The organism is Aurantimonas sp. 22II-16-19i (assembly GCF_002088275.1).
Taxonomy (GTDB): domain Bacteria; phylum Pseudomonadota; class Alphaproteobacteria; order Rhizobiales; family Rhizobiaceae; genus Jiella.
The window spans coordinates 18,402-38,926 of record NZ_AQQS01000023.1; the positions used below are offsets into that span (position 1 = coordinate 18,402).

Annotated in this window: 17 protein-coding genes and 1 tRNA gene; 9 read left to right on the forward strand and 9 right to left on the reverse strand. The window is 67.8% G+C overall.

Translation table 11 applies throughout. From position 1 onward, the window contains the following. Positions 1-80: 80 nt before the first annotated feature. From ATO4_RS17305 to ATO4_RS17325, 5 genes are all read right to left on the reverse strand, one after another. Complete coding sequence (locus ATO4_RS17305) at positions 81-1,046, reverse strand: L-threonylcarbamoyladenylate synthase (RefSeq protein WP_083592793.1); 966 nt, start codon at positions 1,044-1,046, stop codon at positions 81-83. A 139-nt stretch (positions 1,047-1,185) separates the two neighbouring features. Next, positions 1,186-2,700: a glycoside hydrolase family 25 protein gene (locus ATO4_RS28105; RefSeq protein WP_083592794.1), complete on the reverse strand. Its 1,515-nt coding sequence runs from the start codon at positions 2,698-2,700 to the stop codon at positions 1,186-1,188. A gap of 461 nt (positions 2,701-3,161) precedes the next feature. Beyond that, entirely contained in the window at positions 3,162-5,423 is a 2,262-nt protein-coding gene (gene glyS, locus ATO4_RS17315) for a glycine--tRNA ligase subunit beta (RefSeq protein WP_083592795.1), read from the reverse strand. 225 nt (positions 5,424-5,648) lie between these two features. Continuing rightward, positions 5,649-6,026, reverse strand: coding sequence for a DUF559 domain-containing protein (locus tag ATO4_RS17320; protein WP_083592796.1), 378 nt, complete (start codon positions 6,024-6,026; stop codon positions 5,649-5,651). Between the two features lie 60 nt (positions 6,027-6,086). Continuing rightward, on the reverse strand, positions 6,087-6,977 hold the full coding sequence (locus tag ATO4_RS17325; RefSeq protein WP_083592797.1) for a neutral zinc metallopeptidase: 891 nt from the start codon (positions 6,975-6,977) through the stop codon (positions 6,087-6,089). A gap of 314 nt (positions 6,978-7,291) precedes the next feature. On the opposite strand from ATO4_RS17325, the gene ATO4_RS17330 reads away from it, so the two are divergent. The 3 genes from ATO4_RS17330 (at position 7,292) to gndA (ending at position 10,508) form a co-directional block, all read left to right on the forward strand. Continuing rightward, positions 7,292-8,236 (forward strand): ABC transporter ATP-binding protein, encoded by a 945-nt coding sequence (locus ATO4_RS17330; protein ID WP_083592798.1) that lies wholly within the window; start codon positions 7,292-7,294, stop codon positions 8,234-8,236. Continuing rightward, positions 8,233-8,994 (forward strand): ABC transporter permease, encoded by a 762-nt coding sequence (locus ATO4_RS17335; RefSeq protein WP_083592799.1) that lies wholly within the window; start codon positions 8,233-8,235, stop codon positions 8,992-8,994. The genes ATO4_RS17330 and ATO4_RS17335 overlap by 4 nt, the downstream gene beginning before the upstream one ends. An 86-nt stretch (positions 8,995-9,080) precedes the next feature. Next, the gene (gene gndA / locus ATO4_RS17340) at positions 9,081-10,508 is read left to right on the forward strand and encodes an NADP-dependent phosphogluconate dehydrogenase (RefSeq protein ID WP_083592800.1); all 1,428 of its coding nucleotides are present in this window, start codon (positions 9,081-9,083) and stop codon (positions 10,506-10,508) included. Positions 10,509-10,772: 264 nt separating this feature from the next. Here the strand turns inward: gndA and ATO4_RS17345 are convergent, their stop codons facing one another. The 3 genes from ATO4_RS17345 to ATO4_RS17355 are packed head-to-tail and all read right to left on the reverse strand — an operon-like array spanning position 10,773 to position 14,936. Next, the gene (locus ATO4_RS17345) at positions 10,773-11,930 is read right to left on the reverse strand and encodes an ABC transporter permease (RefSeq protein ID WP_083592801.1); all 1,158 of its coding nucleotides are present in this window, start codon (positions 11,928-11,930) and stop codon (positions 10,773-10,775) included. A 10-nt stretch (positions 11,931-11,940) separates the two neighbouring features. After that, a complete protein-coding gene (locus tag ATO4_RS17350; RefSeq protein ID WP_083592802.1) occupies positions 11,941-12,939 on the reverse strand; it encodes an ABC transporter permease in 999 nt (332 codons plus the stop codon). After that, positions 12,936-14,936 (reverse strand): ABC transporter substrate-binding protein, encoded by a 2,001-nt coding sequence (locus ATO4_RS17355; protein WP_083592803.1) that lies wholly within the window; start codon positions 14,934-14,936, stop codon positions 12,936-12,938. Before ATO4_RS17355 ends, ATO4_RS17350 begins: the two co-directional genes overlap by 4 nt. Positions 14,937-15,045: 109 nt before the next feature. Between ATO4_RS17355 and blaOXA the strand changes: the two genes are divergently transcribed. The 6 genes from blaOXA to ATO4_RS17385 all read left to right on the forward strand — a co-directional run bounded on the left by blaOXA (position 15,046) and on the right by ATO4_RS17385 (position 20,168). Continuing rightward, positions 15,046-15,858, forward strand: a complete 813-nt coding sequence (blaOXA, locus tag ATO4_RS17360; RefSeq protein WP_083592804.1) for a class D beta-lactamase — start codon at positions 15,046-15,048, stop codon at positions 15,856-15,858. Positions 15,859-15,982: 124 nt separating this feature from the next. Continuing rightward, a complete protein-coding gene (locus ATO4_RS17365) occupies positions 15,983-17,233 on the forward strand; it encodes a glycosyltransferase family 4 protein (RefSeq protein WP_245308800.1) in 1,251 nt (416 codons plus the stop codon). Between the two features lie 16 nt (positions 17,234-17,249). Then, the gene (locus ATO4_RS17370; RefSeq protein WP_083592805.1) at positions 17,250-18,038 is read left to right on the forward strand and encodes a polysaccharide deacetylase family protein; all 789 of its coding nucleotides are present in this window, start codon (positions 17,250-17,252) and stop codon (positions 18,036-18,038) included. Between the two features lie 172 nt (positions 18,039-18,210). Further along, positions 18,211-19,245, forward strand: coding sequence for an NAD-dependent epimerase (locus tag ATO4_RS17375; RefSeq protein ID WP_083592806.1), 1,035 nt, complete (start codon positions 18,211-18,213; stop codon positions 19,243-19,245). A gap of 165 nt (positions 19,246-19,410) precedes the next feature. Next, on the forward strand, positions 19,411-19,590 hold the full coding sequence (locus ATO4_RS17380) for a hypothetical protein (RefSeq protein ID WP_083592807.1): 180 nt from the start codon (positions 19,411-19,413) through the stop codon (positions 19,588-19,590). Between the two features lie 131 nt (positions 19,591-19,721). Beyond that, positions 19,722-20,168 carry an RbsD/FucU domain-containing protein gene (locus ATO4_RS17385; RefSeq protein WP_083592808.1) on the forward strand — a complete coding sequence of 149 codons (447 nt, stop codon included), beginning with the start codon at positions 19,722-19,724 and terminating at the stop codon, positions 20,166-20,168. Between the two features lie 171 nt (positions 20,169-20,339). Here the strand turns inward: ATO4_RS17385 and ATO4_RS17390 are convergent. Continuing rightward, a tRNA-Val gene (locus tag ATO4_RS17390) sits at positions 20,340-20,414 on the reverse strand. Positions 20,415-20,525 lie beyond the last annotated feature (111 nt).

Consider the following 20,525-nt stretch of genomic DNA (forward strand, 5'->3'; position numbering starts at 1 on the left):
GATGGTCCGTCTGTCTCTTGTCGGGCCGAAGATAGCGCCGGCGCCTCGGCGGGCGAAGGCATCGGCCGTCGCCGGCTGGCCTATCGCGGGGCGGCGGCGCGCCGGAGCCGGTCGTTGATCGCCTCGCCGAGGCCCGTTTCGGGAATCGGTGCGACCGCGATCCTCGCGACGTCGGCGGAATCGAAGGCCGACAGCGCGGCAAACAGATTGGCCGCCGCCTCGGCGAGATTGCCGGTCGGGCTGAGATTGACGATCGCCATGGCGTTCTCCAGGCCGCTCGGCCGGCCGGGGCCGAAGGCGATGACGAATTCGCCGGGCTCGATCGCCTCGGCATCGAGCCGCACCCGCCCGCGCGGCGCGTAGTGGGAGGCAAGACCGCCCGGCGCGCTGATCGACGCGCCGGCCTCGGGATCTTCGACCGGGAGGCCAGACGCCTCCGTCAGGTCTTCTCGCGAGATCGCGCCGGCGCGCAGCAGGACGAGCCGGTCGCCCTCCGGCCGGACGATGGTCGATTCGACGCCGACGGGAGAGGGGCCGGCGTCGAGGATCAGCGGGATCCGGCCGGAAAGCCCGCGCATGACCGCCTCGGCGCTGGTGCCGGTGACGCGGCCGGAGGGATTGGCGCTGGGGGCGACGATCGGCCGGCCGAGCCGGCCGGCGAGCCGTGCGGCGACGCCGCGGGGCAGGCGGATCGCGACGGTGGCAAGGCCGGCCGTCGCCAGCGGATGGACCGGCGCGTCCGGCGCCAGTGGCACGACGAGGGTGAGAGGCCCGGGCCAGAACCTCGCTGCAAGAGCCGCCGCGATGTCGTCGAAGATGCCGGTGCGCCGCGCCATCTCGATTGAATCGACGTGACAGATCAGCGGGTTGAAGCGTGGCCGACCCTTGGCGGCGAAGATCGCCGCGACGGCCGTGCCCGAAGCGCTGTCGCCGGCCAAGCCATAGACGGTCTCCGTCGGCAGGGCGACGAGGCCGCCGGCGCGCAGGAGAGCTTCGGCGCGGGGCTCGGCTTCGGGATCGGAAAGGGCGAGGATCTCGGTCTGCATGAGGCGTTGGATCGCAGACCCGGCGCCCGAAGGAAAGCCCCGATCTTCGTGCGGCCTTTTGCGCGGCCGTTCAAAACGGCCGACCCGGCCATACGCGCCGGCAATGCGGTGCGGGATGAGGGCGTTGGAAAACCCGGCTTCAGCGGGTCGCTTCGAAGGCGCCGAAGATGCGGCGGTCGGCGATGCCGAGCGCGGCGAGATGGTCATGCGACACACGCCGCACGCGGCTGCCGCGATCGGACCGATCGGCGCCGAGCTGCGACAGCACCCGGGCCGGCATCGGCAGGGCGTTGGCCCGGCGCTCGGCCTCGGCGGTGGCGATCACCTCCAGCACTCGGGAACTCTCGAGGCCGGCGCGCTCGTCCTTGCGCAGGGTCTCTGCCGGCGTGTCGGCCTGGTGCCGGACCGCGGCCTCGGCCGGGGAGGCGAGCATCCGGTCGAGGCTGCGGGCAGCCCTGGAGATGGTCTCCCGGAACGACTTCAGGTGCGGCGCGATCGCGGCGGCAGCTTCCTGCGCCGGTGTCGATGCCTGAACCGATGCCGTCGCAGACGCGGCTCCGTTGGGCATCCCGGCGAGGCTACCGTCGCCGTCCTTGCCGCCAGCAGCATGGCCCTTGGCGAGGTTGGTCAGCATCTGCAGCGGGTCGATCGTGGCGCGGTGTTCGGCCGGGCCATAGGCGGCGAGGAGCGTGTCACCGGGATCCGACGGCGTCGCCTGCTTGCCGATCTCGTTGGCCGCGGCAACGGCCTTGCGGGTCTCCTGCGACACCGAGGCGATCAGCGCGTCGGCCTCGCCGGTGCCCGGCGTCTCGATCAGCTCGTCGAAGGGCCAGGCTTTCTTCAGGCCCGCGGTGTCGAGTGTCGAGACGTTGACGTCGATGTCCATCTGGGCGCCCTTCACCCGGTACGGGCAGGACGACTTGTTGCAGTTGTGCATGGAGGAGAACTGCCACAGCGCGTAGGACGGCCAGGTCTCCTCGGGAAACTTGCCGGTGATGTCGCCGCGATAGCGGGCATACCAGAGCGGCAGGCGGGACAGGAGCGGGTAGTCCGCCCGGTTGTCGGAGATGTATTGGGCGGTCGAGCCGTTGGTGTAGAGGACGGGATAGCGGCCGGTGCGGATCTTGATCTGGTCGGCGAAGATCTCGGCGTCGGACAGGCTCATCCACTCGTCGGAATTGTCCTCGATGTCGATGGCGAGGAGATCGTCCTCGGCCGGCTCGGCGAAATCGACGAAGTGATCCGCCTGGGCCCGCGGATTGCCGGGGCGGCCGAGATGGTAGGCGCCCCAGAGCAGCCCCTTCATCTTCGCCATCTGCCGGCGGGTCTGGTAGAGTTCCTTGGTGACCGAGTACTTCCACCAGCGGTTCTGGCAGAGCTTGTAGTCGTCGTCCTTCAGCTTGCTGCAGTTCCACTCCGGCGGCAGACCGTCGGACGCCTTGTTGATGAACCCTGCGATGCGCTCGTCCGAGGTGAGTTCCTGCCAGTCGATCGGATTGAACTCGTAGGCGTCGATGACCAGCGCCTTGTCGGAAGCCTTCCATGGCTCGTCCCAGGCGGCAGTGGCCGGCGTCGCGCTCGCAAATACGAGACCGTATGCCAGGAACAGCGCGAGACTCATCGCGGCTGCGAATGCAGCGCTTTGGTTCGTCATGTCTTCGAAGCCCCCTCGAAGTCGCTCGGCGAATGTTACGATGTCAGGAGCGTATCCCCGAGGCTTGCGCCTCCACTCCTGACCGTGACTGCCTCTTTCCCCTGAGAATTAGGCAGGTTCCGGGCGAGGCGCTTCACGAATTGTTACAGGCTACCGTTTCGTGAGCGCTGTTGCACCGGTCCCGCATCATCAATGCAGAGTATGGCGAATTTGATGCAATCTTGACACGTTAGTTCTTGCAGAGGGTTAACGTCCCCGCAGCGCCTCCACGCATGATCCCGCCGCGTCGGCTCGGCGCGATCGCCCCTAGTCGCCGCGCACAGCCGTGCCGTTCGGGATTAAGCCTCGGTTCAGCTTCGTTGCGGAAGCGACCGTCGAGGCGGCCGCTTCCCGGGCGATGGCCGCCGGCGTGGCGGTCGCTCGCATGCCGAGGGGCAGGGACGCGGATGCGTCCGCCCGGATCACCCTGCGATGCGGGAAAAGTCCGCCACCCTGGCGCAGGCGGCGCGGATGCGGGCGAGCAGGGCCAGGCGGTTGGCCCGCACCGCATCGTCCTCGGCGTTCACCAGCACCGCATCGAAGAACGCGTCGACCGGCGCGCGCAGCAGGGCGAGGCCCGCCATCGCCCGTTCATAGTCGGCAGTCTGCAGGGCCGCGGAGAGAGCAGCCTCGGCGGTCCCGATGGCGGAAAAGAGGGCCGTCTCCTCGGCCTGCGTCAGCAATGCGGGATCGACGGAGGCGGCGATTGCCGTGCCCTTCTTCTCCTCGGCGGCGAGGATGTTCGCGGCGCGGCGATAGCCGGCGAGGAGATTGAGGCCGTCCTCGGTGGCGAGGAAGGAGCCCAGCGCCTCGACGCGGCGGGTGACGTCGAGGAGGTCGTCGTTGTGCGTCGACATCGCAGAGGTCGCGCCCGCCGCGCCGCCCTCCGGGCTGCTGCCCATCTCCCCAACAAGGGGGGAGGTCGAAGCGTCGGCCTCGGCGCCTCCCGAAAGAACCGCGTCGACGAGATCGTGGCGGGCGCCGGAATCGCGCAGCTGGACCTTCAGCCGGTCGTGGAAGAAGGCGAGGAGGTCGCCCGCCGGTGTGAAGCCGCCGAGGCGGAGCGTCAGCCCGTTCTCCAGCACCACCCGGATCACCCCCAGCGCCGCCCGCCGCAGCGCATACGGATCCTTCGACCCCGTCGGCTTCTCGTCGATCGCCCAGAAGCCGACCAGCATGTCGAGCTTGTCGGCGAGCGAGACGCAGATCGCCACCGGGTCGGCCGGGACCTGGTCGCCAGGGCCGAGCGGCTTGTAGTGGTCCTCGATCGCCGCCTGGACCGACGGGTGCTCGCCCTGCAGCGCGGCGTAGTAGCGCCCCATCAGGCCCTGCAGCTCCGGAAACTCGCCGACCGCCTCGGTGGTGAGGTCGGCCTTGGCGAGCACCGCCGCGCGTTTCACGTGACGCGTCAGCTCATCGGCCGAGACCTTTTCGCCGGCAAGCTCCGCCCCGTCCGGATAGACCGTCGCCGCTATCGTCTCGGCCAGCGCGGCGATCCGCTGCACCCGCTCGCCTTGCGTGCCGAGCTTGGCGTGGAACGTCACGCCCAGCGTGTCGAGTTTCGCCATCCGCTGGTCGAGCGGCTTTGCAAGGATGAGGCCGAGCTTGTCCGCCGAGGACTTCAGGCTTTCGACGTCCGGCAGGTCGGCCTGATCGGTCTCCCAGAAATACAAAGCATCGGACAGCCGGGCGCGGACCACCTTGCCGTTGCCGCGGGCGATGTCCGTCCCGCCGTCGCTGGCGGCGATGTTGGAGACCAGCAGGAAGTCGTTGGAGAGGGTGGAGGTCTGGCCACCGCCTTGCGGCCGGGTGACGAAGCACTTCTGGTTCGCCTTGATGGTGAGCTGGATGACCTCCGGCGGAATTTGCAGGAACTCCGCCTCGAAGGCGCCCATCAGCGTCACCGGCCATTCGACGAGGCCGCAGACCTCCTCGAGCAGCCCCTCGTCCGGCACCACTTCGAGCCCCTTGGCGAAGGCGAGGTTTTCGGCGTCGTGGCGGATGATGTCCTTGCGGCGCTCGGCGTCGAGCACGACGAAGGCCCTTTCGAGCCCCGCCGCATAGTCGTCGAAGCGCCGCACCTTGAACGGCTCCGGCGCATGAAAGCGGTGGCCGGCGGTCATGTTGCCCGCCCGGATGCCGCCGACTTCGAAGTCGACGACGATCGGCTCCTCGGTCTCCGGCCCGAAGGTGCAGAGGATCGACTGCAGCGGGCGCACCCAGCGAAGCGAGCCCGGCGCCGCCGAGGCGGGACCCCAGCGCATCGATTTCGGCCAGGGAAAGTCGCGGAGGATCTTCGGCATCGCCTCGGCGATGATTTCTTCGGCCGCCCGCCCCGGCTTCCTGATGATCGCGACGTAGAAGTCGCCTTTCTTCGGGTCGGACTGGACGCTGGCCTCCTCGATCGAGGCCAGCCCGGCGCCGCGCAAAAAGCCTTCGATGGCCTTTTCAGGCGCATCGGTGCGCGGGCCCTTGCGCTCCTCGACGACGTCCTTCGAGCGCGCCTCGACGCCCCTGACATCGAGGGTCAGCCGGCGCGGCGTCCAGTATTCCCGCGCGCCCTCATAGGTCAGGCCGGCCTCGACGAGGGCGTCGGTGACGAGCTTCTTCAGATCCCCCGCCGCCTTGCGCTGCATGCGGGCGGGGATTTCCTCGGAGCGGAGTTCGAGCAGAAGGTCGGGCATGGTTTCGACGGTCCTCACCCTCCCCTCGATGGGGAGGGTCGGCGCGTCAGCGCCGGGGTGGGGTGGGACGCCGCCGCCACCCCCCACCCGCCGCTTCGCGGCGACCTCCCCACGCTGGGGGAGGTGGGGCGGAGGGTCAGCCGCCGCGCATTATTTGCCGCCGCTCTTCGGCCAGGCCAAGAGTTGTGTCAAGCATGCAGCTTTGGTTAGGTTGGATGATGAGCGTCAGCCTCGCCGAACCATGCTTCGTCGCTCCTCGACCGCTGCAAATATCGTGTCCAGGACGGCGTTCAGTTCAAAACGAACATCGTCGTTCCGGAAGCGCAGGACGCGATAGCCCTGGGATTCGAGCCAGCGATCTCTTTCGAAATCCGCTCTCGCGTGAGCAGGATGGCCGTGCTGTGCGCCGTCGATCTCGATGACCAGTTTCAGACGATGGGAGGCGAAATCGACGATATATGACCCGAGAGGAACCTGACGCCTGAAATGCGTCCCATCGACCGGTATTTTCTCCAGATGCCGCCAGAGCCTACGCTCCCAATCCGTTTGGTTGGCTCGCAGGTCGTTGGCTCTACGGCGTTTGAATTTGTCGATGCCGTTCATCGTGCCCCCCCTCGGCGATTGTATCGCCCGACGGGCCGAGGCGCTACGGGTCTCTTCCCCTCAGATCCCCCCGCCGAACGTGTCGCAGGCGGCGACCTCGCCGGTCTCGTAGCCGGTCCGGAACCATTTCCGCCGCTGCTCGGAGGTGCCGTGGGTGAAACTGTCCGGCACCACCACGCCCTGGCCCCGCTTCTGCAGCGTGTCGTCGCCGATCTGGCCGGCGGCGTTCAGCGCCTCGTCGATGTCGCCTTCTTCGACGATGCCGTCGCCCTTGGCGTCATGGGCCCAGATGCCGGCATAGCAGTCGGCCTGCAGCTCGACCCGCACCGAGATCGCGTTGCCTTCGCTCGCCGAGACGTTCTGCCGCTGCCGGTTGGTGCGATCGAGGACGCCGGTGACGTTCTGGATGTGATGGCCGACCTCGTGGGCGATGACATAGGCCTGGGCGAAGTCGCCCGGCGCGCCGAGCTGGTTCTTCAGCTGCCGGAAGAAGGTGAGGTCGAGATAGAGCTTGCTGTCGGCCGGGCAGTAGAACGGCCCGGTCGCCGATCCGGCGCTGCCGCAGGCCGAACGGACCTGGTCGTCGAACAGGACGAGGGTGGGTTTCGGATAGGTCTCGCCGGCCGCCTGGAACCTCTGGCCCCAGGTGTCCTCGGTCTCGGCGAGGACGGTGGCGACGAAGTCGTCGGTCTCGTCGGCGGTGCCGGCCACCCCCGGCCCGCGCTGGGTGGTCTGGACGCTGCCGCCGCCGTCGTCCATGCCGCCGAGCAGCGCCAGCGGATTGATGCCGAAGCCGAGCCACAAGACCAGCGCGATGATGATGAGGCCGATGCCGCCGCCGCCGCCGGCCCGCACCGGAATGCGCATGCCGCCTCCGCCCCTGCCGCCGAAACCGCCGCCGCCGCGCCGGTCCTCGATGTTGTCCGACTGCCGTCGCCCGCGCCAACGCATCCTGTGAATCCCTCGATCGTGCCGGCATCGCGGCGAAGTCGTCCCTTGGCGGCGGAACTAGAGCGGCCACGACGAAAGTGTCACGCCCCCACGTGAAATGATCGGTCGGCCGGCCTTGCCGACGGCCTTCCAGCCCGCGGAAAGCCGGTAGCGGGATCCGTGGATATCGAGACCGACGGAGCCCTCCGGGACGAGGCCGACAGAACCGCAGGCTCGATCGGAGCCGGCTACCCACTTTCCCCGCAGCCCTTGCCGCCTATGTGGCCAAAAGCTCCCGCCGGCGCGCCCGGACGAACTGCGATCGGTCGAACTTGATGCAATCCACCAACGCCGCTCATCCCATCCTCGCCGTCCGCGGCGTGTCGAAGACCTACGAGGGCGGCTTTCAGGCGCTGAAGTCCGTCGATCTCGAGATCGCGCGGGGCGAGATCTTCGCGCTGCTCGGCCCGAACGGCGCCGGCAAGACGACGCTGATCTCGATCATCTGCGGCATCGTCAATCTTTCGTCCGGCGAGATCACCGTCGACGGCCACGACATCGGCCGGGACTACCGGGCGGCGCGATCGAAGATCGGCCTCGTGCCTCAGGAGCTGACCACCGACGCCTTCGAGAGCGTGTGGGATACGGTGTCCTTCTCCCGCGGCCTGTTCGGCAAGAAAAAGAACCCGGCGCATATCGAGAAGGTGCTGCGCGACCTGTCCCTGTGGGACAAGCGCGACAACAAGATCATGACGCTCTCCGGCGGCATGAAGCGCCGCGTCCTGATCGCCAAGGCGCTGTCCCACGAGCCGGAGCTGCTCTTCCTCGACGAGCCGACCGCCGGCGTCGACGTGGCGCTGCGCCGCGAAATGTGGGAGGTGGTGCGCAAGCTGCGCGAGAATGGCGTGACCATCATCCTGACCACCCACTACATCGAGGAAGCCGAGATGATGGCCGACCGCATCGGTGTCATCTCGAAGGGCGAGCTGATCCTCGTCGAGGAGAAGGCCGAACTGATGCGCAAGCTCGGCCACAAGGAGCTGATCCTGCATCTGCAGGAGCCGCTGGCCGCACTCCCGCCCGGCTTCTCGGACTACGACCTGTCGCTCTCGGCGCAGGGCCACAGCCTCACCTATTCCTACGACACCAATGCCGAGCGGACGGGGATCGCCAGCCTCATGCGACGGCTCGCGGAGCAGGGGATCCGCTTCCGCGACGTCTCCACCAAGCAGTCGACGCTGGAGGAGATCTTCGTCAACCTCGTCGAGGAGAGGGCATGAACCTCACCGCCGTCGTCGCCATCTACAAGTTCGAGATGGCCCGCACCTTCCGAACGCTGATGCAGAGCATCATCTCGCCGGTGATCTCCACCTCGCTCTACTTCGTCGTCTTCGGCGCGGCGATCGGCTCGCGGATCCAGGAGGTCGACGGGGTGTCCTACGGCGCCTTCATCGTGCCGGGGCTGATCATGCTGACGCTTCTGCAGCAGAGCCTGACCAACGCCGCCTTCGGCATCTATTTCCCGAAATTCACCGGCACGATCTACGAGCTTCTCTCGGCGCCGATCTCGCCGATCGAGATCGTGCTCGGCTATGTCGGGGCGGCGGCGACGAAATCGATCGCGCTCGGCCTGATCATCCTCGCCACGGCCACGCTCTTCGTCGATCTGCGCATCGAGCACCCGCTGTGGATGATGCTGTTCCTGGTGCTCACCGCCGTCACCTTCGCCATGTTCGGCTTCATCATCGGTATCTGGGCCGACGGCTTCGAGAAGCTGCAGATCGTGCCGCTTCTGATCGTCACGCCGCTGGCCTTTCTCGGCGGCAGCTTCTATTCGATCTCGATGCTTCCGGAGTTCTGGCAGGATGTGAGCCTGGTCAATCCGGTGGTCTATCTGATCTCCGGCTTCCGCTGGGCGTTCTACGGCACGTCGGACGTGTCGATCGGCGTCAGCCTCGCCATGACGCTGGTGTTTCTCGGGGCGACGCTCGCAGCGGTGACCTATATCTTCAAGACCGGCTGGCGGCTGAAGAGCTAGAACGGCGGCCGGCACCCGATTCGCCTTCGCCCCATGCGGTTGCGAGAGGCATCATGAGAGGCCGGAAGCGGCCGAGGAGACTGATCATGAGCGACGGAACCGCCGATATCGGCGTCATCGGAATGGGCGTCATGGGCGCCAACCTCGCCCTCAACATGGCCGAGAAGGGCTTCAAGGTCGCGGTCCAGAACCGCGACCCGGCAAAGGCCTTCGCCGTGCGCGACGACAATCCCGAGCTTGCCGCCAACCTCATCCCGGCCGAGACGCTCGAAGCGTTCGTCCAGAGCCTGAAGACGCCGCGCATCGCGGTCTTCATGATCCCGGCCGGCAAGCCGGTCGACGACGAGATCGCGCGGATCCGCCCGCTTCTGGAAGCCGGCGACGTCATGGTCGACGCCGGCAATGCCGATTTCAACGACACCGTCCGCCATTCCCGGGAAATGGAGGGGACGGGTCTGAACTTCGTCGGCATGGGCGTCTCCGGCGGCGAGCTCGGCGCCCGGCACGGCCCCTCGATGATGGTCGGCGGCGCCAGGGAGGTCTATCCTCTGCTGGAGCCGGTGCTCACCAAAATCGCCGCGCAATACCAGGGCACCCCTTGCGTCGCCTGGCTCGGGCCGGATGGCGCGGGCCATTTCGTCAAGACCATCCACAACGGCATCGAATATGCCGACATGCAGATGATCGCCGAGATCTACGGCATCATGCGCGACGGGCTGAAGCTCGAACCGGCGAGGATGGCAGAGGTGTTCCGGGACTGGAACACCCGCGAACTCGCCTCCTATCTCATCGAGATCACCGCGGTGAATCTCGACGAGACGGATCCGGAAACCGGCAAGCCGATGGTCGACGTGATCGTCGACGAGGCCGGCCAGAAGGGCACCGGCCGCTGGGCGGTGATCGAGGCGGAAAAGCTCGGCGTCGGCGCAACGACGCTCGAGGCCGCCGTCGCGGCCCGCGGGCTTTCCTCGCGCCGTTCCGAGCGGGCGGATGCGGCCAAGCTCTATGACGGCGTCGAACTCGGCCAGGCGCAGTTCTTCGCCGACGAGGCGGGACTGTCGGAGCTCGAATCGGCGCTGGTGACGGCGAAGATCATCGCCTATGCGCAAGGCTATGCGGCAATGGCGGCGGCCTCCGACGAAAACGGCTGGAACCTGCCGCTCGGCACCATCGCGGAAATCTGGCGGGCCGGCTGCATCATCCGCTCGCATTTCCTCGACGACATCGCCAAGGCCTACGACAAGGGCCACACCGTCGTGAACATCCTGCAGTCGCCGGACTTCGTCGGGCGGGTGGCCAAGGGCCAGTCGGCGCTGCGCCGGGTGGTGGCCAAGGCGTCGCTGGGCGGCATTCCGGTCCCGGCGCTGGCGGCGGCGCTCGCTTATTTCGACGACTATCGCCGCGAGCGCGGCACGGCCAACCTCATCCAGGCCCAGCGCGACCTCTTCGGCGCCCACACCTTCCGCCGTTTCGACAAGGATGGGGCGGTGCACCACCAGTGGCCGGCGGTGTGACAGCGGCGGCGCCCGCCATTCCATCGCCCTTCGAGGCTCGGCCTCCCTGCGGGCGGCCAAGCACCTCAGGATGAGGGCATGGGGCAATCGTCCCGGCCCACTTCAGAGGGGGACGGGTACTACGCTGGAAGCGCGGGGTGAGGACGGAACCGAGCATCGTCTCGGACCGGCCCCCTGCCCCTCATCCTGAGGTACTCGGCTTGTCGAAGGCGAGTCGAGCCTCGAAGGGCGAGGGGCGTTGCGCCAGCTTCGACCGGCATCGTCTCAGTGCTGGTAGGGGTCCACCGCGTCCCGCAAGCCATCGCCGACGAAGGAGAAGGCGAGCACCGTCAGCACCACCGGCAGCATCGGCAGGAGCAGCCAGGGGTAGAGCGCCACCGCCTCGATGTTCTGGGCCTCCGACAGGAGGACGCCCCAGGAGGTGATCGGCGGGCGCAGCCCCAGCCCGAGGAACGACAGCGCGGTCTCGGCGAGGATCATCGTCGGGATCGACAGCGAGGCCGAGGCGATCAGGTGGCTCATGAAATTCGGCAGGAGATGCCGGAAGATGATCCGCCGCGGGCTGGCGCCGAGCATCTCGGCGGCGACGACGAAATCCTCCTCCCTGAGCGCGAACAGCTTCGAGCGGACGGCGCGGGCGAGCCCCGGCCAGTCGAGCAGAGCGAGGATCAGCGTGATGCCGAAATAGATCAGCAGCGGGCTCCAGGTGAGCGGCAGCGCGGCGGACAGGGCGAGCCAGAGAGGCAGCTCGGGGATCGAGCGCAGGATCTCCGTCACCCGCTGCACCGTGGCATCCACCCAGCCGCCGAAATAGCCGGCAAGGCCGCCGATGGTGATCCCGAGGATGAAGGACAGCGTCACCCCGACGAGGCCGATGGTCAGCGAGATCCGCGCGCCATAGACGATGCGCGACAGCATGTCCCGCCCCAGCCGGTCGGTGCCGAGCAGGAACAGCGTGCCGCCCTCGGGCGGGCAGGCGAAATGGGTGTCCGCCTCGAACAGGCCCCAGAACCGGTAGGTCTCGCCCTCGCAGAAGAAGCGGATCGGCATCGGCTGGGAGCGGTCCTCGGCATAGGTCCGCTTCAGCGTGTCCATGTCGAGGGCATAGTCGAGGGGGTAGACGAAGGGGCCGACGAAGGCGCCGTCATGGAAGAGATGGACGCTCTGGGGCGGCGCGAAGATGAAGTCGGTGTGGCGGGACGACAGCTCGTAGGGCGACAGGAACTCGACGAAGAGGATCGCGACGTAGCTGACGACGAGGAAGGCGAGGCTGACGACGGCGAGACGATGGCGCAGGAACCGCCACCAGATCAGCCGCGCCTGGGAGGCTTTCGCATAGCGCTCCGAGACGCTGGAGCCGACGGCGACGGTCGCCTCCGCATCGAAGGGCTCGGTCGAGATGAAATGCGGGATCTGGCTCACCGGGTGCCTTTCATCGCGCGCTCTTGACCCCGAGGCGGATACGCGGGTCGAGGACGGCGAGGAGCAGGTCGGAAACGAACATGCCGACGACCGTCAGCAGCGCCAGGAACATCAGGAAAGACCCTGCCAGATACATGTCCTGGCTCCTCAGCGAGGAGAGCAGCATCGGCCCGGTCGTCGGCAGGCTCATCACCGCCGAGATGATCACCGAGCCCGAGACGATCTGCGGCAGGATCGAGCCGAGATCGGCGATGAACGGGTTCATCGCCATGCGCAGCGGATACTTGAACAGGATGCGGCGCTCCGAAAGGCCCTTGGCGCGGGCCGTCGTCACATATTGCCGGTGCAGCTCGTCGAGGAGATTGGCGCGCAGGCGCCGGATCATGCCGGCGGTGCCGGCCGTGCCGATCACCAGGACCGGCACCCAGAGATGGGCGAAGACCGACCCGATCTTCGCGAGCGTCCAGGGCGCGTCGATGAATTCGGGCGCCATCAGCCCGCCGATCGAGGTGCCGAACCAGACGTTGGCGAAGTAGAGCAGGATCAGCGCGAGCAGGAAGTTGGGCGTGGCGAGGCCGAGAAAGCCCAGGAAGGAAAGGCCGTGATCGCCCCAGCTGTACTGATGGGTGGCCGAATAGATGCCGATCGGGAACGACACGAGATAGATGAAGACGACCGTCGCCGCGTTGAGCAGCAGCGTCAGCGGCATCCGCTCGCCGACGACGTCGGCCACCGGCTGGTTGTATTCGAAGGAATAGCCGAGGTCGCCCTGGACGAGCCCCGTGGCCCAGACGAGGTATTGCTGCCAGAGCGGCTTGTCGAGACCGTATTCCTCGCGCAGGAACTGGATCTTGTCGGCGGTGACCTGTTCGCCCTGGGACTGGATCTCGGCGATGTAGCTGGTCAGGTAGTCGCCGGGCGGCAGCTGGATGATGGCGAAGACGAGGACGCTGATCGCGACGAGCGTCAGCACCATGGTCATCAGGCGGTTCGTCACGTAGCGGATCACGGGCGTTTGTCCGCCGTGTCGACGCCCGGGCAGGCGAAATGGAACGTGTCGGGATGGTAGAGGCCGAAGAACGCCCCGGGGTCGTAGTTGTAGACGCCCTGCTCGGGAACGTTCTCCAGATCGTTGGAGACGACGACGATCTGGTCGACGCCCGAGACGATGCCGATGGTGTAGACCTGATCGGCGAAGATCGTCAGCGCCTCGCGCCAGATCCGCGCCCGCTCGGCCTCGTCGAGCGACATCTTCCACGCCTCGTGCAGGCCGATCAGGGTCTTCAGCGGGGCCAGATTCGGCGTGTCGGCCGGTGCCTCGCCGCCGGTGCCGTGGGTCTCGACCCACATGCCGTAGCCCGGCCACTCCAGCTGCTCGGCCGTCGAGGGCATGAGTTCACCGGGATCGGAATTCGGCGTCGGCAGGCCGTTGTCGAGGCCGGTCCAGACCGACATCAGCGTCGAGCCGGCCTTGATGCGGTTGCGGAAGATTTCCCGCTGGCTTTCGCGGATCAGGAGCTCGATGCCGATCTTGCGCCAGTCGTCGCGCACGAGCTGGAGGACGTCGCTCTGCTCGCGGCTCTCGCCGGCAGTCTCGACGACGATGCTCATCTCGCGTCCGTCCGGCAGATGGCGCAGGCCGTCCGGTCCGTCGCGCTCGAGGCCGAGGGCGTCGAGCAGCTGGTTGGCGCGCTCCGGGTCATAAGTCGCCCACATCGCGCGCAGCGTCTCGTCGAAGAAGGGCGAGCCGGGCAGCACCGTGTTGCCGCCGGTCTCGGCAAGGCCGTAGAAGATCGCCTGGTTGATGTCCTTGCGATTGATCGCCAGCGACAGCGCGCGGCGGAAGTCGGCGGTCTGCAGCAGCTCGCGCCAGACCGGGTCCTTGGCGTTGAGATTGGGATAGAGCGCGACATGGGCGCCCTTGCCGGATTTCCAGCGTCGCACCTGGTAGTTCGAGCGCTTCTCGCCGCTCTTCAGGAACGGGTAGTTCGGAAAGGACAGATAGGCGGCCTGCAGGTCCGCCTCGCCATTGGCGACCTTGGCCGGAATGAGGCCCGAATTGGAAATGGTCAGCGCCACCTCGTCGATATAGGGCAGCTGCCGCCCGGCCTGGTCGACCCGGAAGAAATACGGGTTGCGGGCGAAGATCAGCCGCTCGGACGGCGGCTCGGTGACCAGCATCCAGGGCTGCAGCGTCGGCATGTCGGGATTGTCGTTGCGCTGGGCGCGGTCCTTCTTGAAGTGCAGCGCCACCCAGTTGCGCTGGCCGGACTTCTCGACCTTTGCCTCGATCTTCTTCGGGTCGGTGTAGTTCGGATTGTACTTCTTGAGGTAATGGGCGGGCCGGTAGATGTCGAAGGGCGTCGCCGCGGCCAGCGAGGCGAGGAAGCCCGGATTGGGCTTCTTCCAGGCGTAGCGCACGGTGACCTCGTCCGGAAACGTCACCTCCGGCTCCTCGCCGTCGACCATCAGCTCGGGCGGGACGCCGAACTTGGCGATCTTCGGGTTCTTCGCCATGTCCTGCCAGAAGTAGCGGAAGTCCTCCGCGGTGAACGGCGCGCCGTCCGACCATTTCATCCCTGGCCTCAGATGAAAGGTGAAGACCCGCCCCTCCTCGACGTCGTAGCTCTCGAGGATGTCCGGCACGATCTTGTAGTCGGTGTCGTAGCCGACGAGGCGGGCATAGCCGAACACCGGCATGAGGCGGGTGTCCTTGGTGCTGCCGGCGAGCATGTTGAGCGTCCCGCCGAGATCTTCCGCCGAACAGGCGCTGTCGACGCCCAGAACCCGCGGCACCCGGGGCAACCGCTCGAGGACCGGCGGCAGTTCGCCGCTGGCGACGGCGGCGGCCAGCGACTTCGGCTCGGGCACGCCCTCGGCCCTGGCAGCCGACGGGAGGGCGGATGAGAAGACGGCGACCAGCCCGCACAGAGCCGCGACGACAGAGACAAGCGACGGGCGCGAGGCGCCGAATCGTTTGGCGCTCACTTCCTGCCCAAGCGGCATTGCCGGCTCCCATTCCGTAGATGTTCGCGCAGTAAGCTGCGGCGTTGACGCTTTGTCAATCATTCGGGTCGTCGCATGAGCGTGCGTTGCGCCCATCCGGAGTTCCACGATGAAACGTCTGCCCGCACTCTGCGTCATCGCCGCCTTCTGCCTCGCCCAGCCCGCCCGCGCCGAAACCCGCACGCTCTGCCTCACCGTCCTCGACGCATCGAGCGGCGAGACGCTGGTCGACATAGGGCCGGCCTGCGACGAACGGGTGACGCCCGCTTCCACCTTCAAGCTGGCGATCAGCCTGATGGGCTTCGACGCCGGCGTCCTGAAGAACCCGGAGGAGCCCAGGCTGCCCTTCGAGGAAGGCTATGTCGACTGGCGGCCGGAATGGCGGCAGGCGACGACGCCGACGACATGGATGCGCGACTCGGTCGTCTGGTATTCGCAGCGGGTGATGGAGCGGCTGGGGCGGGAGCGGGTGCAACGCACCCTCGCCGCCTTCGACTACGGCAACCAGGACATTGCGGGCATGGCGGGCGAGGGCGACGGATTGACCACCGCCTGGCTCGGCAACTCGCTGCAGATCTCGCCGCGCGAACAGGCCGTCTTCATGCGCCGGATCGCCCAGCGCGCGCTGCCGGTGTCCGAGCACGCCTACGAGGCGACCGCGACGCTGGCGTCCTACGGCGTCAGGGGCGACGGCTGGCAGGTCCATGGCAAGACCGGCGCCGGCCTGCCGCGCGGCGCCGACGGCAAGCCGCTGCGTGGACGACCCTATGGCTGGTTCGTCGGCTGGGCGACGAAGGGCGAGCGCACGGTGGCCTTCGCCAAGCTCATCCAGGATTCCGAAAGACAGTCCGTGGCGCCGGGGTTTCGGGCACGGGACGCGCTGTTCGAGGAGCTGTTCGTCCGGGGTGGCCTGCTCGGCTAGGTCCGACCTTGAGCCCGAGGCGCAAGCGCGGCGCGCCATTCGCAGAATGCCCGTCCTTGCCGCCTGCAGCCGCCTCGCATAAGCGGGGCGACAGGCCGATCCGAGGGGCCGGAGACGGAACGAGATGGTACGAGACGGGACGGGCATGATGCAGCGCCGGGTGGCAATTCTGGTCAAGGGCTATCCGCGCCTGTCGGAAACCTTCATCGCCCAGGAAATCGCCGGGCTGCAGGATCGCGGTCTCGGCCAGCTGATCGTCTCGCTGCGCCAGCCGGGCGAGACCAAGGTCCATCCGGTGCATCGGCGGATCACCGCGCCGGTGCTCTACCTGCCGGAATATCTGAAGGACGACCCGCCGCGGGTGAAGCGCGGCCGGGAGTTCGCCGAGCGCCAGCCGGGCTTTGCCGAGGCCGAGAGACTGTTTCAGGCCGACCTTGCGCGCGACCGCACGGCCAACCGCTATCGCCGCTTCGGCCAGGCCTGCGTCCTCGCCGCGGAGCTGCCGAAGGACGTCGGCTGGCTGCATACCCACTATCTTCACACGCCGGCCTCGGTCGCCCGCTATGCCGCGACGATCCTCGGCCTCGGCTGGTCCTTCTCCGCCCATGCCAAGGACATCTGGACGTCGCAGGCGTGGGAATTGTCCGAGAAGCTCGATTCCTCGGCCTTCGGCGTGACCTGTACGGCCAGCAATCTCGATTACCTGCGTTCGCTGGCCAGCCAGCCGAAGCGGGTCGAGCTCGTCTATCACGGGCTCGATCTCGCCGGGATCGTGCCGCCGGAGCGCGTTCCCTGGAATGGCGAGCGGCCGTTCCGCATCGTCTCCGTCGGCCGCGCGGTGGAGAAGAAGGGCTATGGCGACCTCATCAGGGCGCTGGCCGGGCTGAAGGGCCGGAACTGGCGGTTCGACCATGTCGGCGGCGGCGCGCTGGCGAAGACGCTGAAGGAGCGGGCGGAGAAGGCCGGTATCGCCGACCGGATCACCTGGCACGGCAGCCGCGAGCGCGGCGAGGTGTTCGATCTCCTGGAGAAGGCCGACCTGTTCGTCCTGCCCTCGCGGATCGCCAGGTCCGGTGACCGCGACGGGCTGCCCAACGTCCTGATGGAGGCGCAGGCGCACCGGCTGCCGGTGGTCTCGACGCGGGTGTCGGCAATCCCCGAACTCGTCACCGACGGCGAGACGGGGCTGCTCGTCGAGGAGCGCGATCCGAAAGCGCTGGGACAGGCGATCGCCCGGCTGATGGACGACCAGCCGTTGGCCCTCAGGCTGGCCGAAGCCGGCGAAATCCGCGTGCGCGAACAATTCTCGCCGGAGCCGGGGCTCGACCGGGTGGCCTCGCTGCTCGGGGAGGCGCTCGGCGCCAGGGCCGCATGACCGGGACCGGGCGCCGATGAGTGGTGGTGATTTCCCGCTGGCGTGCAAAGCGCTCGACCGGCTGGCCGGCGCGGGGCGCAAGGTGACCTTCTGGTGGCGGGACGACGACGCGCGCCGGGTGACGCCGGAGCTGGAGCGGCTCCTGGATCTGGCGGGCAGGCATGCCCTGCCGCTGGCCGTCGCCGTCATTCCCGAGGGCGCCGAGCCGGCGCTGGCCGGGCGGATCAGCACCGGGCGCGGCGTATCCGTGCTTCTCCACGGCCATGCCCACGCCAATCATGCGCCCACCGGCGAGAAGCGCGCCGAATTCGGCGATCATCGCCCCGCGGAGGACATGGCAGGCGAGATCACGGCGGGCCGGGCGAAGCTGGAAACCCTCTTCGGCGGGCAATTCCGGCCGGTCTTCGTGCCGCCCTGGAACCGTATCGGGCCGATCGCCCGGGCGCTCTTGCCGGGGCTCGGGTTCGAGGTCGTCTCGGTCTATGGTTCGCCGAAGCCGGCCGCACCCGGCGGGCCGGCGGAGATCAACACCCATCTCGACGTCATGGACTGGCGGGCCATGCAAGGCCTGACATGCGAGGCTGCGGACGCGCGTCTCGCGCAGCTCCTCGCAAGCCGCGCCGATAGCGCCAGAGGCGACGCGGCGGGGGGCGGCGAGCCGATCGGGCTCCTGACCCACCATCTCCAGCATGACGAAGCGGCATGGTCGCTGACCGACCGGCTGCTCGCCCTGCTGGCGAATCATCCCGCCGCCGCATGGCCGGACCTGCTGCCGTCGGTGCCGGCCGGCGAGCACCTCCCGTAGAAGCGGAACACGCCGCCCTGGCGGCTATGGTCGCGACGGATCGATCGAAAGTCGTCGCTCGTCCCGAGGCTGACCCGATCGGTGGACGCCATTGGCTCGGGAAGCTGCGGCAGCGGCGGATGCGGGAACCACGCGCTTTGATTCTCCGGTCGAAGGAGAATAAGAGGCGAAAATGTCTCAGCGTGTCCTTCTCACCGGCGCCGCCGGCTTCATCGGCTTCCACACCGCCCGCAAGCTTCTTCGCCGCGGCGACCGCGTCGTCGGCTTCGACAGCGTCAACGACTATTACGATCCCGGGCTGAAGCGGGCGCGGCTCGCCGAGCTCGCCCGGCTGCGCGAGGCGACCGGCGCCGACTTCCGCTTCGTCGAGGCCGATCTGGCGGACCGTGCGGCGCTGGACGGCGCCTTTGCCGACGGGCCCTTCGACCGGGTGATCCATCTCGCGGCCCAGGCCGGGGTGCGTCATTCGCTGACCCATCCTGAGAGCTACGTTTCCAGCAACCTCGTCGGCTTCGCCAACATGCTGGAAGTCTGCCGCCATGCGAAGGTGCCGCATCTGACCTTTGCCTCGTCCTCCAGCGTCTACGGCGCCAACCGCAAGGTGCCGTTCTCCGAGCATGACGGGGTCGACCATCCGCTCCAGCTCTATGCCGCGACCAAGCGCTCCAACGAGCTGATGGCCCATGCCTACAGCCATTTGTTCGATCTTCCGGTGACGGGCCTGCGCTTCTTCACGGTCTATGGCCCCTGGGGCCGCCCGGACATGGCCTACTACTCCTTCGCCGAGAGGATCCTCGCCGGCCAGCCGATCGCCCTGTTCAATCACGGCCGCCACAGCCGCGACTTCACCTTCGTCGACGACATCGTCGAGGGCGTGGTGCGGGCGAGCGACCGGATCGCGCCGCCCAATGCCGGCTTCGACCCAGCCCTTCCCGACCCCGCGTCGAGCAGCGCCCCGTTCCGCATCTTCAACATCGGCAACGGACGGCCGGTGGAGCTGAAGCACTATGTCGAGGTGCTGGAGGCGGCGCTCGGCAGGAAGGCGATCATCGAGATGAAGCCGATGCAGATCGGCGACATCGAGGATACGCTCGCCGACGTCAGCGAGATCGAGGCGGCCCTCGGCTATCGCCCGACCACCACGGTGGAGGAAGGCATCGCCGCCTTCGTCGACTGGTTCCTCCCCTACAGGCGGCACGCGGGCTGAAGCCGCCGGGCACGGCGCACCCTCGGGCGCCCGAGGGCCGGCTCCGCCGGGCGGCGGCCCGATCGCCTTGCCGGACCGGCTCCGTCGCCAGGAACCTGCGCCAGGGAACGTCTCGGCGCCGATCCGACTTTCTCCCCACATCGAACGAACATGGGAGAAACGGCGATGGCCGATCCGAAGCAGCGACGCGACGACGACATCCACCAGCCCGACATCGTCGGCAACGCCGTCGAGCGTACGGACAATGGTTTCGACGGCAAGAAGGACGACGAGCGGCTGATCGGCCGGGACGTGCCGGACGACGAGCAGGACGCCGAAGAGGAAGAGGCAGCGGATCGTCCCTGACGGTCGCCGTCCGGCAACGGGCGCCGTTGCCGGCGCGAATCAGCGCTTGCTCCGTCTGGTCGGCGGGACGAGGCTCCCCATAACAGCCGTGTGGGCGGCGATCGTTGCCGCAAGCGCCAAGGGGGCTCGCCATGCTGAAGACCATTCCGCCGCTCGTCACGCCCGAGCTCCTGCAGATCCTGGCGGCGATGGGCCACGGGGATGAGCTGGTCCTCGTCGACCGCAACTTCCCCGCCGCCTCGGTCGCGGCCGAAACCGTCACCGGCGTCCTCGTGCAGCTGTCAGGCGTCGGCACCAACGAAGCTGCGACGGCGATCCTGTCGCTGCTGCCGCTGGACAGCTTCGTCGAGGCCCCGCTGCGCTACATGGCGCCGGAAGGCGAGCCCGAGGCCGATTTCGAGGTCCATCGGGACATGCAGGCGATCGCCGACGCCGCCGAGGGCCGGGCCGTGGTCATGGAGGCGGTCGAGCGCTTCGACTTCTACGAGGAGGCGAAGGGCGCCCATGCGGTCGTGCGCACCGGCGAATCGCGGCCCTATGGCTGCTTCATCTTCAAGAAGGGCGTCATCTTCGACTGAGCGGTCGGGGTGCGAGCAGCCGGCGAATCGGACGGCAGGCGCGGGAGCCGAACGGTCGAGGCGCCTCCACGGTCGAACCGTATCCAAGGCGGCGCCGGCTCGCGCCGCGAGTGGCATCACCCGCCGCAACGCGGCGACGGATCATTGTTCCGAAGAAGGGAAGGCGTCGAATGGTGGGCGTGACAGGGATTGAACCTGTGACCCCTTCGATGTCAACGAAGTGCTCTCCCGCTGAGCTACACGCCCATCCGACGGAGCGGCATAGATCACATGACCGCGCGATCCGTCAACAGGGAAAAACCGGCTTTCGCGAAACAAATGCGACAGCGGCGGATGCGGGGTTTTCGGCGGCTGAAA